At 62.2% G+C, this 12109-nt stretch carries 12 protein-coding genes and 1 other RNA gene; 10 read left to right on the top strand and 3 right to left on the bottom strand.

Annotated elements, in window-relative coordinates; genetic code table 11:
- Window positions 1-3 precede the first annotated feature (3 nt).
- The 5 genes from queF (at window position 4) to recR (ending at window position 3583) form a co-directional block, all read left to right on the top strand.
- Complete coding sequence (queF, locus tag VIZ63_RS16755; RefSeq protein ID WP_331610824.1) at window positions 4-483, top strand: preQ(1) synthase; 480 nt, start codon at window positions 4-6, stop codon at window positions 481-483.
- A gap of 107 nt (window positions 484-590) precedes the next feature.
- An RNA gene (gene ffs, locus VIZ63_RS16750) (signal recognition particle sRNA small type) lies at window positions 591-687 on the top strand.
- Window positions 688-906: 219 nt separating this feature from the next.
- Complete coding sequence (gene dnaX / locus VIZ63_RS16745) at window positions 907-2529, top strand: DNA polymerase III subunit gamma/tau (RefSeq protein ID WP_331610823.1); 1623 nt, start codon at window positions 907-909, stop codon at window positions 2527-2529.
- Between the two features lie 55 nt (window positions 2530-2584).
- Window positions 2585-2911 (top strand): YbaB/EbfC family nucleoid-associated protein, encoded by a 327-nt coding sequence (locus tag VIZ63_RS16740; RefSeq protein ID WP_331610822.1) that lies wholly within the window; start codon window positions 2585-2587, stop codon window positions 2909-2911.
- 75 nt (window positions 2912-2986) lie between these two features.
- Entirely contained in the window at window positions 2987-3583 is a 597-nt protein-coding gene (gene recR, locus VIZ63_RS16735; protein WP_331610821.1) for a recombination mediator RecR, read from the top strand.
- Window positions 3584-3634: 51 nt separating this feature from the next.
- On the opposite strand, the gene rsgA is transcribed toward recR, so the two are convergent.
- Together rsgA and VIZ63_RS16725 are read right to left on the bottom strand one after the other, a co-directional pair.
- On the bottom strand, window positions 3635-4576 hold the full coding sequence (gene rsgA, locus VIZ63_RS16730) for a ribosome small subunit-dependent GTPase A (protein WP_331610820.1): 942 nt from the start codon (window positions 4574-4576) through the stop codon (window positions 3635-3637).
- Window positions 4577-4595: 19 nt separating this feature from the next.
- Window positions 4596-5849, bottom strand: a complete 1254-nt coding sequence (locus VIZ63_RS16725) for a M48 family metallopeptidase (RefSeq protein ID WP_331610819.1) — start codon at window positions 5847-5849, stop codon at window positions 4596-4598.
- 104 nt (window positions 5850-5953) lie between these two features.
- On the opposite strand from VIZ63_RS16725, the gene orn reads away from it, so the two are divergent.
- Together orn and VIZ63_RS16715 are read left to right on the top strand one after the other, a co-directional pair.
- Complete coding sequence (orn, locus tag VIZ63_RS16720) at window positions 5954-6505, top strand: oligoribonuclease (protein ID WP_331610818.1); 552 nt, start codon at window positions 5954-5956, stop codon at window positions 6503-6505.
- Window positions 6505-7095, top strand: coding sequence for a DUF938 domain-containing protein (locus VIZ63_RS16715; protein WP_331610817.1), 591 nt, complete (start codon window positions 6505-6507; stop codon window positions 7093-7095). The genes orn and VIZ63_RS16715 overlap by 1 nt, the downstream gene beginning before the upstream one ends.
- Before the next feature lie 3 nt (window positions 7096-7098).
- Here VIZ63_RS16715 and ppsA read toward each other — a convergent pair whose 3' ends face one another.
- Window positions 7099-9462: a phosphoenolpyruvate synthase gene (gene ppsA / locus VIZ63_RS16710; protein WP_331610816.1), complete on the bottom strand. Its 2364-nt coding sequence runs from the start codon at window positions 9460-9462 to the stop codon at window positions 7099-7101.
- A gap of 139 nt (window positions 9463-9601) precedes the next feature.
- On the opposite strand from ppsA, the gene ppsR reads away from it, so the two are divergent.
- Genes ppsR through VIZ63_RS16695 form a run of 3 tightly spaced genes read left to right on the top strand, consistent with a single transcriptional unit; the run spans window position 9602 to window position 12070 of the window.
- Window positions 9602-10426: a posphoenolpyruvate synthetase regulatory kinase/phosphorylase PpsR gene (gene ppsR, locus VIZ63_RS16705; RefSeq protein WP_331610815.1), complete on the top strand. Its 825-nt coding sequence runs from the start codon at window positions 9602-9604 to the stop codon at window positions 10424-10426.
- A 54-nt stretch (window positions 10427-10480) separates the two neighbouring features.
- A complete protein-coding gene (locus tag VIZ63_RS16700) occupies window positions 10481-10981 on the top strand; it encodes a DUF1249 domain-containing protein (protein WP_331610814.1) in 501 nt (166 codons plus the stop codon).
- A 39-nt stretch (window positions 10982-11020) separates the two neighbouring features.
- Window positions 11021-12070, top strand: coding sequence for a hypothetical protein (locus VIZ63_RS16695; protein WP_331610813.1), 1050 nt, complete (start codon window positions 11021-11023; stop codon window positions 12068-12070).
- The last annotated feature ends 39 nt before the right edge of the window (window positions 12071-12109 follow it).

Here is a 12109-nt window from a genome sequence, read left to right as displayed (position 1 = left end):
TGCATGGCCAAGCGCAAATCCGTCGGTGCGACGGAGCCAAAAGTGTCCCTGCTGGGAAAAGAGGTACCGCTGCCGCAATCACCGGAGGCGGCGACGCTCGATCGCGTGCCGAATCCCCATCCGGGCAAGCTGTATCTCGCTCGCTTCACCGCGCCGGAGTTCACATCGCTGTGTCCTGTCACCGGCCAACCGGATTTCGCACATCTGGTCATCGACTACGTACCGAAGCGCTGGCTGGTGGAGAGCAAGTCGCTGAAGCTGTATCTCGGTTCTTTCCGCAATCACGGCGCGTTCCACGAGGATTGCACCATCGCGATTGCGGATCGGCTCGCGCAGTTCCTGTCGCCGCGCTGGCTGCGGATCGGCGGGTACTGGTATCCGCGCGGCGGGATACCTATCGATGTGTTCTGGCAGACAGGCCGCCCGCCGGCGGATCTGTGGATTCCAGACCAGGGTGTCGCGACTTATCGTGGGCGAGGGTGATTGCAGGACGGCTGTCCGCAGTCCCGCGTTCACTGGTATAGTCCGCGGCCACTTTTCGGGCCTCGCCCGAACGCCATTTTGGCCAGATAAGGTCCTATGGCGGCTCGCGTCGGTTTCTCCGCGACGATCAGCCGTGAACCCCGCCAGGCCCGGAAGGGAGCAACGGTAACGGTGATATCGGGCGCCGGAGAGGTGCCGGCGCGGGCCGTCGCCCGCTGCCGCGCGCAGCGCGGCGGCCAACTGGCTCACTGGCCAACCGGCGAACTGGCCAGCGATCGGAAGAAGGCCATTCACATCATGGTGTCGGTGACTGTGTCCGGCTCCGCCCAGTTGGCCAGTAAGCCAGTAAGCCCAGCTGACGCTCCCGTCGTGTAAAGTTGACCTCGAATTTTCCTGCCAGCACCCAGTAGCCAGACGTCATTCATGTCCTATCTCGCACTCGCTCGCAAATGGCGGCCGCGCAATTTCAGCGAACTGGCTGGTCAGGAGCACGTCATGCGTGCGCTCAGCAATGCGCTGACGACGGGCAGGGTGCATCACGCTTTCCTGTTTACCGGGACGCGTGGCGTGGGCAAGACGACGATTGCGCGCATCCTGGCGAAATCGCTGAACTGCGAGACGGGGATGACGGCCACGCCCTGCGGGCAGTGTGCAGCATGTAAGGAAATCGATGAGGGCCGTTTCGTCGATCTGATCGAAGTCGATGCCGCCTCGCGTACCAAGGTCGACGATACGCGCGAGCTGCTCGACAACGTGCAGTACGCGCCGACCCGCGGTCGTTACAAGGTCTACCTGATCGACGAAGTGCACATGCTCTCGGCGCATTCATTCAATGCGCTGCTCAAGACGCTCGAAGAGCCGCCCCCGCACGTCAAATTCCTGCTCGCGACCACGGATCCGCAGAAGCTGCCGGTCACCGTGCTGTCGCGCTGCCTGCAGTTCAGTCTCAAGCGCTTTACGCCGGGCATGATTTTCAAGCGCCTGACCGAGATTGCGCAGGCGGAGAAGCTGGATTTCGAAGCGGATGCGTTGCGGCTCGTGGCGCGCGCGGCGGAAGGCAGCATGCGCGATGCGCTCAGCCTGCTGGACCAGGTCATCGCCTTCGGTGGCGCGAAGCTGACTGCGGAAGACACGCGCACCATGCTGGGCACGCTCGACCGTGCGCAGGTCTTCGGCATCATCGAGGCGATCGTCTCGCGCGATGCCAGGAAGGTGCTGGAGTGCGTCGACCAGCTCGACGAACGCGCACCCGAATATCGCCAGGTGCTGGCAGAGCTGGCCGCAGTGCTGCAGAAGATTGCACTCGTCCAGGCCGTACCGGATCTGCAGCTGGACGAGGCTGAAGACATCGAGGCCTACAAGCGTCTGGCGTCCAGCATGACGCCGGAAGACACACAGCTCTTCTATCAGATTGCGATCGTCGGCCGTCGCGATCTGGAATTGGCGCCGGATGCGCGCGCCGGATTCGAGATGGCGCTGCTGCGCATGCTCGCTTTCGGTGTGGCGGACGAGGGTGCCGCAGTGACGTCATCATCATCGTCATCATTGCCACGTCCTGTGCCGGCGCAGGCGAGTTCCGCGGCGCCACCACCTCAGCGCAGTGCCAGTGCGAGTGCGAGTGCGAGTGCCAGTGCCAGTGCCAGTGCGAAGCCGGCCCCGGTGAGCACTGAATGGACCACGATCGTCGCCAATCTGGATTTGCAGGGACCGGTGAGTCAGCTCGCCGCCCATTGCGTTCTCGCGGCACGCGAGCCTGGCAAAATCCGCCTGACGCTCGACCGCGATGGTGATGCCTTCCATCGCCCCGCGCTCGAAGAAAAGCTGACGCAGGCGCTGTCCGGTTATTTCGGCGAGACGATCCAGCTCGAGATCGTTTTGCAGGACGATGCCGTGGTTCATACCCCGGCGCGTCAACAGAAGGCTGCGGCGGACGATCGCTTGCAGGGTGCGCGACGTGCCATCGACGCGGACCCGAATATTCGTGCGATGCGCGACGTATTCGGCGCGACCGTCCAGCCGGATTCGGTGCGGCCGACTGACCGGTGATCGCGCGAACGCGCCATCGCCCAACGGTCCGAACACGTTTTTCCGAGGAGTTTCCATGAAAGGCAATATCGGCAACATGATGAAGCAGGCGCAGATGCTGCAAGCCAATATGCAGCGCGCCCAGGCGGAGATCGCCAACCTGCAGGTCATTGGCGAGGCAGGCGGCGGCATGGCGAAAGTGACCATGACCGGCAAGCACCAGGTGCTGCGCGTCGCGCTCGATGCGTCGTTGATCAGCGCCGACGACAAGGAAATGCTCGAGGATCTGATTGCGGCTGCAGTGAACGATGCGGTGCAGAAGGTCGAGCGGACGTCGCAGGAAAAGATGTCGAGCCTGATGGGCGGGATGAACCTGCCGCCCGGCTTCAAGATGCCGTTCTGAGAAATTGATAATTGATAATGGACAATTGATAGTTGTCGGACGAGTGCTCCGGCAATCTAGGGTCAGTTCGCCCGCGTGATTTACCCACCCACACTCGTTCGTCTCATCGAGACGTTGCGCTGCCTGCCTGGCGTCGGGCCGAAGTCGGCGCAGCGCATGGCATTCCATCTGCTCGAGAAGGACCGCAACGGCGCCAGCGCCATTGCGGACGCGTTGCAGAAAGCGGTTGGCGCCATCGGGCGCTGTCAGCGTTGCCGCATGTTCGCGGAGGCCGAGCTGTGTCCCGTCTGCGCCTCGCCCAGTCGCGATCACTCCTTGCTGTGCGTGGTCGAGTCGCCGGCGGATGTGGCGGCGATCGAGCAGTCCGGCAGTTATCGCGGGTGCTACTTCGTCCTGATGGGGCACCTGTCGCCGCTGGACGGCATCGGCCCTGACGAATTGGGATTCACGGAATTGTCCGCGCTGTTCAGGGCAGGGGAGATCAAGGAAGCCATCCTCGCCACCAATGCAACCGTCGAGGGTGATGCAACGGCCCATGTCATCGCCGAGATCGCCTCACGTCACCAGGTCAAATCCAGTCGCATCGCGCACGGCGTTCCTGTCGGCGGGGAACTCGAATATGTCGACGGGGGGACGCTGGCTCATGCGCTGGCGGGTCGCCACACGCTTTAGAACAAGTGACGAGGGTAAGGAAGGAGCCTTGCGTCACTTTCGTGACCCTCGTCACCTGCGTCTTTCATAGTCCGGCGCCAGGTCGCGCATGAGGTTGAGCAACCGCTTGTAGCTTTCGTAGCGCCGTGCCGAGAAAGCGCCGGCTTCCACGCCCGCGATCACTGCGCATCCCGGTTCGCGCATATGCAGGCAGTTGTTGAAGCGGCAGTTGGGTGAAAGCTTCGCGATCTCCGCCCAGCCTTGCTGCACCATTGCGTCGCTGACCAGTGCCGGGGCGAAGTCGCGCACGCCGGGTGAGTCGATCAGTTCGCCGCCGGTGGGGATGTGAAAGAGAGCGGTGGAGACGGTCGTATGCCGGCCTTCGCCGGTGGAGTCGGAGAGCGTGCGCGTCAGCTGTGCGGAATCCGGGATCAATGCATTCGTCAGCGTCGATTTGCCCACGCCGGACTGGCCTGCCAGCAGCATCGATTGCCCGCGCACCAGCGCGCGCAACTCGTCCATCGCCTCGCGATTGAGTGCGGATACGGATACGACCGGATAGCCTGCCGCACGATATTCCTCCACCAACGCTGCGAACGCTGCCGAGGACGCCAGGTCGCTTTTGTTGACGATGACGGCCGCGTCAATCTGCGAGTAGGCCGCCGCTGCCAGGTACCGGTCGACGACGAAGGCATCGATGACGGGTTCCGGTGCGATCACGGCAGCGAGCAGCGTCAGATTCGATGCGAGCGGTTCCGTGCGTCCGCGACTGTCCGTGCGTTGCAGCAGTGTGCGGCGCGGCATGACCGATACGATTCGGGGGGCATCGCCGGATGCGGCTGCAACCGGTCTTGGCATGCGGACCTGGACTTCATCGCCACAGACGATCGAGATCCGCTTGCCGAAGAGTTCGGCGGCAAGGCGTTCGCCGTCGGCAGTCAGGACGATGGCCCGGCGACCGAAAGACTCGACGACGCGCGCGGGGAATTCGACCGGCGCGTTCATGAAAGTCATATTGATTCTGTCCCGTCGCTCAGATGCGTTGCGCTGCAAGTTGTTGTAACCGTGCGATGCGGATCAGCGCCGGCGGATGCGAGTCATAGAACGTCGAATGCAGCGTGTCAGGTGTCAGCGTGGTCGCGTTGTCGCGATACAGCTTTACCAGTGCCTCGGCGAGTTTGCCAGCATCGGAGAACTCCGCGGCGAATTCATCGGCTTCGAACTCGTGCTTGCGCGACCACCATGCGCCCAGCGGCGTCAGGAAGAACGTGAACGTCGGCAGCACCAGCATGAACAGCAGCAGTGCTGCGTGTGCTGACGGCTGGCCGATGCCCAGCGCCTGATAGAAAGGCGGCCAGGCGGCCAGCAAGCCGAGCAGCGCAAGTCCGCCAAGTCCGAACAGCAGCGAGAGAATCAGGCGCGAGCGCACGTGATGCAGGCGGAAGTGCCCCAGCTCATGGGCCAGTACGGCCTCGATCTCCGCGCCATGCAGGCGCTCGATCAGCGTATCGAAGAACACGATGCGTTTGTTGCGCCCGACACCGGTGAAGTAGGCGTTGCCGTGGACGGAGCGTCGGGATCCGTCCATGACGAACACGCCCTGGGACGCGAAGCCGCAGCGTTGCAGCAGGGATTCGGTGCGCTGCTTCAGCGCCTCGTCCCCCAGGGGAGTGAACTTGTTGAACAGCGGCGCGATGAACGTGGGCCAGGCCCAGGTGATGAACAGGGTGAAGGCCGTCCAGACTCCCCATGCATATAGCCACCACAACGAGCCGGCGCGCTGCATGAGATACAGAATCACATAGAGGAGGGGGCCGCCGAGCAGCAGCATCAGCAGCAGGCCCTTCAGCAGGTCGGCGATGAACAGGCCGGCCGTCATGCGATTGAAGCCGAAGTGCGCCTCGATACCGAAGGTGCGGTAGATCGACAATGGCAGACCGATGGCGGACATCGCCAGCAGCGTCGACAGCACGACGACAGTGCCGTGCCAGACCGGGGAGAGCGTTGCAGCCTGCCAGAGGTGGTCGATGGCCTGGATGCCGCCACCCAGCGTGAACGCCAGGGCGACCAGCGCGTCGAGCAGGATGTCCCAGCGATTCAGTCCGCCCAGGGCGACGGTGTAGTCGGCTGCCTTGCGATGCGAATCGAGGTCCACCTGACCCGCAAAGGCGTCCGGCACTTTCTCGCGATGCCGGGCCACCGCAGCGATCTGTCGTTGATTGAGCCAGCTACGCAGCAGCGTAGAGAGCATCAGCAGCAGCACGAACAGCAGGGTGAACCAATGCATCGGGTTCCTGGCGGGAATGAACGAATCGGCGCAGAAATGGGTCGATCGGGAGCTTAACGGCTGCTGTTATGATGGGCAACGCCGCGACATTCTAGGGGATTGATGTGAACGACCGAGATCCGACACGACTTATCTGGATCGACCTGGAGATGACGGGACTCAAGCCCGAGTCCGATCGCATCATCGAAATAGCGACAGTGGTGACGGACAAGTACCTCAATATACTGGCCGAAGGGCCGGTGCTGGCCATTCATCAGCCGAACGCAGTGCTCGACGCCATGGATGACTGGAATCGACGGCAGCATGCATCGTCCGGGCTCGCCGCACGAGTTCGCGCCAGTACGGTGACCACTGCGGAGGCCGAACGTCGCACGGTGGAATTTCTGCGCCAATGGGTCGATCCGGGTGTCTCGCCGATGTGCGGCAACAGTATCTGCCAGGATCGCCGCTTCATGGCGCGCGAGATGAAAGATCTCGAGCGCTACTTCCACTACCGCAACCTGGATGTCAGCACGCTCAAAGAGCTGGCGCGACGCTGGGCGCCGGACGTGCACAGCAGTTTTCAGAAGGCGTCCACGCACCTGGCGCTCGATGATATTCGCGACTCCATCCGCGAGCTCGCTCATTACCGGGCGCACTTTCTGCGCTTGTCCTGATGCTCCAGCCGTACTCCGAAGCGTGCGAACGCAACAAGGAGCCGATTCTCGGCGTGCTGAGATCGTGGTTCCTGCGCAAAGGAGTAGTGCTGGAGATCGGTGCGGGTACCGGCCAGCATGCCGTTCATTTCGCCGCAAACCTGCCGCACCTGGAATGGACGTCGACGGATCGCGAGGAAAACCTGGAAGGCATCCGCTCGTGGTTCGAGGCGGCGGCGCTGCCCAACCTGCACGGTCCGCTGGCGCTCGATGTTCGTCAGGAGATCTGGCCGGTGCGCGAGGCGCTCTATGCGTTCAGCGCCAACACGGGCCACATCATGAGCTGGCGGGAAGTCGAGGCCATGTTCGCGGGAGTGAGCGTGGCGCTGGAGCCGGGAGGGTGTTTCTGTCTCTACGGTCCGTTCAATCGCAACGGACAGTTCACCAGCGATTCCAATCGCGTCTTCGATGAATCACTGCGTGCGCGCAATCCGGAGATGGGGATTCGAGATGACCAGGCGTTGCTGGCGCTGGGAAGCCGCTGCGAACTCAAGTTCGCAGCGGATTATTCCCTGCCAGCGAAAAACAGGTTGCTGGTCTGGACGAAGTAATCGTCAGACCTTATTGCCTGCCAGGAACAGCCACGTTTCCACGACCGTATCCGGATTGAGCGACATGCTCTCGATGCCCTGCTCGACCAGCCAGCGGGCCAGATCGGGGTGATCCGAAGGACCCTGGCCGCAGATGCCGACGTACTTGCCCGTCTTGCGGCAGGCATCGATCGCCATCTTCAGTAGCGCCTTCACTGCATCGTCGCGTTCGTCGAACAGCTTCGCGATGATGGCGGAGTCACGGTCGAGGCCGAGCGTCAGCTGCGTCATGTCATTCGAGCCGATCGACATGCCGTCGAAGAACTCCAGGTAGCGCTCCGCCAGCAATGCGTTGGTCGGCAGTTCGCACATCATGATGATCTTCAGGCCGTTTTCACCGCGCTTGAGACCATTGGCGGCGAGCAGCTGCGTGACCTGCTCGGCTTCCTTCAGCGTGCGCACGAAGGGCACCATCACCTGCACGTTGGTCAGTCCCATCTTCTCGCGCACGCGCTTCAGGGCACGGCATTCCAGCTCGAAGCAGGGCCGGAAGGCTTCGTCGATATAACGCGCCGCGCCGCGGAAGCCGATCATCGGATTCTCTTCGTGGGGCTCGTACTGCGGTCCGCCGATCAGGTTGGCGTACTCGTTCGACTTGAAGTCGGACAGGCGCACGATCACGGGCTCAGGTGCAAACGCGGCGGCGATCGTGCCGATGCCTTCGCAGAGTTTGTCGATGTAGAACGACACCGGATCGGAATAGCCGGACATCTGGCGGCGAATCGTTTGCTGCAGGTCCTGCGGCAGCTTGTCGAATTCCAGCAACGCACGCGGATGCACACCGATCATGCGATTGATGATGAACTCGAGTCGTGCGAGGCCGACGCCGTGGTTGGGAATGCCGGCGAAGTCGAACGCACGATCCGGATTGCCGACGTTCATCATGATCTTGGTCGGTATCGCCGGCAGCGAATCGAGCTCGATATTTTTTTGCTCGAAGGCCAGTTCCCCTTCGTATACGAAGCCGGTGTCGCCCTCGGCGCACGAGACCGTCACGCCGGCGCCTTCGAGAATCTTCTCTGTCGCATCGCCGCAGCCGACGACGGCGGGAATGCCGAGTTCGCGCGCGATGATGGCGGCGTGGCAGGTGCGTCCGCCGCGATTGGTCACGATGGCCGACGCGCGCTTCATCACCGGTTCCCAGTCGGGATCGGTCATGTCGGCGACGAGAACGTCACCGCTCTGCACGCGGGTCATTTCCTTCACATTGCGAATGATGCGGGCAGGGCCTGCGCCGATGCGCTGGCCGATGGAGCGACCGGTGGTCAGTACTGCGGTCTTCTGGGCCTTGAGGGAGAAGCGCTGAATGGTTCTGCCGGCGCGGCTCTGCACGGTTTCCGGACGCGCCTGCAGGATGTAGATCTTGCCGGTCTCGCCGTCCTTGCCCCATTCGATGTCCATCGGGCAACCGTAGTGCTCCTCGATGATGAGCGCCTGGCGGGAAAGATCCAGGACGTCCTCATCGCTGATCGAGAAGCGGCGGCGGTCCTCGGTCGACACATCGACGGTCGCGATGCGTTCCGCGCTGCCTGGCGCTGCATAGATCATCTTGATCGCCTTGGCGCCGAGCGTGCGACGGAGCACGGCTTCGTGACCAGAGCGAACCGCGGGCTTGTAGACATAGAACTCGTCGGGATTCACGGCGCCTTGCACGACCGTTTCGCCGAGACCGTACGACGCCGTGATGAACACGACATTGCGGAAGCCGGAGTCGGTATCGAGCGTGAACATGACGCCGCTCGAGCCGACGTCGGAACGCACCATGAACTGAACGCCCGCCGACAGGGCTACCTGGTCGTGAGCAAATCCCTGATGCACGCGATAGGCAATGGCGCGATCGTTGAACAACGAGGCGAACACTTCATGCATGCATTTCAGAAGTGCATCGCGGCCACGCACGTTGAGGAAGGTTTCCTGCTGGCCCGCGAACGATGCATCGGGCAGATCCTCGGCAGTGGCCGATGAGCGTACTGCGACTGCGATGTCGCGACCGTCGCTCATCTTCTCGAATGCCTCGAGCACTTCCTGTTCCAGCCGCGGCGGGAATGGCGTCGCAAGAATCCAGCTGCGGATCTCTGCTCCCACCGTCCCAAGTTTGTCGACATCGTCGACATCCAGGGAGGCGAGGGCCTGTGAAATGCGACCGGCAAGACCGTTGTGCGCCAGGAAGTCGCGATACGCCTGAGCCGTGGTGGCGAAGCCGCCGGGGACGGTGACTCCCATCTTGGCAAGGTGGCTGATCATTTCGCCCAGCGAGGAGTTCTTGCCACCAACTGTGTCGACGTCGTGCCGACCTACTTTCTCGAAGGGCAGGATATAAGCAGTCAAAGGGATTCCTCTTGATCTACGCCGTGCGGGGGTGAACACTCAAGGGCGGCGATTCTACGACGAACACGGGCCGCTCAGAACGCTTGAATGCGTCTCGTGTGTGAGAGGATCGACCGATTGCTTGGCAACGGGGAAGTGAATGGAACGACGGACGGTTTTTTTTGTGTCGGACCAGACTGGCGTGACCGCGGAAACGATGGGTCACAGCCTCCTGACACAGTTCGACGGGCAGGCATTTCGACAGGTGACTTTGCCATTTATATCCACGATTGACAAGGCGGAAGAAGCGGTCAGAAAGATCAACTCCACCGGCGAAGCGGAGGGCATTCGGCCCGTCGTCTTCAGCACGCTGGTGCAGGAGGATCTGCGCGAGGTAATCAAGCACGCCAATGGTTTGTTCCTCGATTTCTTCGACGCGTTCCTGGGGCCGCTCGAAATCGAGTTGCAGGTGAAGTCGTCGCGTGCGCAGGGCAAGGCTCATGGCATGCAGGATCTCGGCGCCTACACGTTGCGCATCAATGCCACGAATTTTGCGCTGGCCAATGACGATGGCGGAATCGCACACGATTACGATCGGGCGGATCTGATTCTGGTAGGCGTCTCGCGTTCCGGAAAAACTCCCACCTGTCTGTACCTGGCGCTGCAGTACGGCATCTTTGCTGCCAACTATCCGTTCGCCGATGAAGAGTTCGAATCAGGTCGATTGCCGAACTCGCTGATGCGTTACGAGAAGAAGCTGTACGGTCTGACGATTGCTTCCGAGCGCTTGCAGCAGATCCGCAACGAGCGCAAACCCAACAGTCGTTACGCGTCGCCGGCCCAGGTCGACTACGAGTTGCGTGCAGCGGAAGGACTCTTCCGGCGTTACGGGATTCCCTACATCAACACCACGGAATGTTCGATCGAGGAAATCGCCAGCAGGATCCTCGACAAGACCGGTGTCGAGCGTCGTTTGCGCCCGTGACACACGTCTCAGTGGTGCGGCAGACAGGTAAATTTGCTGTGCTATATTCAAGTCATGAACGTCGCGGAGCTGCAGACTGACACTGACTGTGCAGTGAGCTGGCGGGCGCGCCCCGCAAGCTTCGTGAGCCTCATGTCGCTCTACGAAAGCAATTACATCCGTCTTGGATGGCTGATCGCAGATCTGTCTGCAATCGATGACGCTGCCGTGTCCGTGGTGACGAATGACTGTCCGCTGCACCTGCGGATCGAAGAGCGCTGCCGCTACACGACGACCCTGACACTCACGTACCTCTTCGAAGACGAAACCACCGTGCTCGCGGATCCGGACCTGCAGATTCGCATTTATCACGACGCGAGGCTCGCCGAGGTCCAGTCCTGCGCCCGCTGGCATCGTCACACCATGCTCGAATCCCTGCGCTCGACGCTGGCACACGCACTCGGCGACCGCTGGCTGCGCAACGTCATGCTCAACAAGTGGCTGGACTATTGCGTCGAGCGGGGCCATCGCTTTGCCGGGTCGCTCTCAGCACCCGCGCTCGCGATAGCGCGCTGATTCGCAACTGCGTCCCGGTCCCGGCATCGCGCCTTCTTCATGGGTATCTCGGATCGACTGGGTCAACTTCTCACGGGCGCGCGCCAGGCGGACGAAGAGGAGCGACTGCTGCGCCTTTACTGGAATCGTGCCGAGCTCAAGAAGGAATTAAGCCGACTCCAGGAAGAACGCCATGAACTGATCGAGGAACTCAAAAGGCAGGAAGCCGAGCTGGTGCGGGCCGGTGAAAGGCTGGCCGAACTGGAATTGCATCTCGGCGATCCCGATGTCGCCGCTCACGCTCTCGTGTATTTCCAGTTGCGCGCGCTATGGTCCTCCTGCGCAGCGCGGCTGGCTCGTTTCTCGCTGCAACTGCAGAGCCAGCAACAGGATCGCGAACGCCGTCGCCAATTGATCGAGTTCGACCAGACGCGCCGCCGGCAGGTGGCAGACCTGGATCGACGCATCAGCGAAGCGCGTACCAGGGCCGAGCAGCTCGAGGCGCAGCTCAAGCAATTCGAAGCCCAGCTCGTCTCTCGACGCGGATTCTGGAATTACTCCCGGCGCAGAAAACTCGCGGAGCAGATCGAGGACACACGCTCGCAGTGGGACGAGTCGGTAACGCGCGTCACCGACCTCTCGGATGATCGCGCTGACGCAGAAGAGCAGCAACCACCGGCGTTCGCCGGCATTTCCATCGACGGCAGGCGAGTCGTGAACACTGCGGTGATCGCCTACGCGCAACAGCTCGTGGGACTGCTGTCATCAGGCGGTCTGGCGATGCTCGCCAAGGAAGCCACCTCCAAGACCGTTTTCGATCTGCGTTACGGTAGTCCGGAGGACTGCGTGAAGCTCATGGGGCTGTTGCGGGAGGCCAAGCAACTCGCGAACAGGGACAGCGAGGACCTCGGTGGCCTCAAGGAGTACACCGATGCCTTGCGCGCACGTGCTACGTACCGCAGTGACGCCGACACGACGCCGCTCACCGATTCGATCGGTACGCTCTCACTGCCGGCGTTCCCGGTGTCGGGGCTGGAAAGCATCAACCGGACGGGAATCAACGTGCTGGTGGACGACTACTGGGATGTCTACGCGGCGCTGCTGAAGTAGCAGCGCGCGGGCCGGCAGATGGTGTGTCTGCCGCCCGCC

It is taken from the genome of Povalibacter sp. (assembly GCF_036520495.1).
Taxonomy (GTDB): Bacteria; Pseudomonadota; Gammaproteobacteria; order Steroidobacterales; family Steroidobacteraceae; genus Steroidobacter.
The sequence above is the reverse complement of the archived record's forward strand: the minus strand, read 5'-3'. Positions and strand labels throughout refer to the sequence as shown.

Coding starts and splice junctions, on each gene's coding strand:
- queF (WP_331610824.1), top strand. CDS start 4: ATGGCCAAGCGCAAATCCGTCGGTGCGACGGAGCCAAAAGTGTCCCTG.
- dnaX (WP_331610823.1), top strand. CDS start 907: ATGTCCTATCTCGCACTCGCTCGCAAATGGCGGCCGCGCAATTTCAGC.
- VIZ63_RS16740 (WP_331610822.1), top strand. CDS start 2,585: ATGAAAGGCAATATCGGCAACATGATGAAGCAGGCGCAGATGCTGCAA.
- rsgA (WP_331610820.1), bottom strand. CDS start 4,576: ATGACTTTCATGAACGCGCCGGTCGAATTCCCCGCGCGCGTCGTCGAG.
- VIZ63_RS16725 (WP_331610819.1), bottom strand. CDS start 5,849: ATGCATTGGTTCACCCTGCTGTTCGTGCTGCTGCTGATGCTCTCTACG.
- VIZ63_RS16715 (WP_331610817.1), top strand. CDS start 6,505: ATGCTCCAGCCGTACTCCGAAGCGTGCGAACGCAACAAGGAGCCGATT.
- ppsR (WP_331610815.1), top strand. CDS start 9,602: ATGGAACGACGGACGGTTTTTTTTGTGTCGGACCAGACTGGCGTGACC.
- VIZ63_RS16700 (WP_331610814.1), top strand. CDS start 10,481: ATGAACGTCGCGGAGCTGCAGACTGACACTGACTGTGCAGTGAGCTGG.
- VIZ63_RS16695 (WP_331610813.1), top strand. CDS start 11,021: ATGGGTATCTCGGATCGACTGGGTCAACTTCTCACGGGCGCGCGCCAG.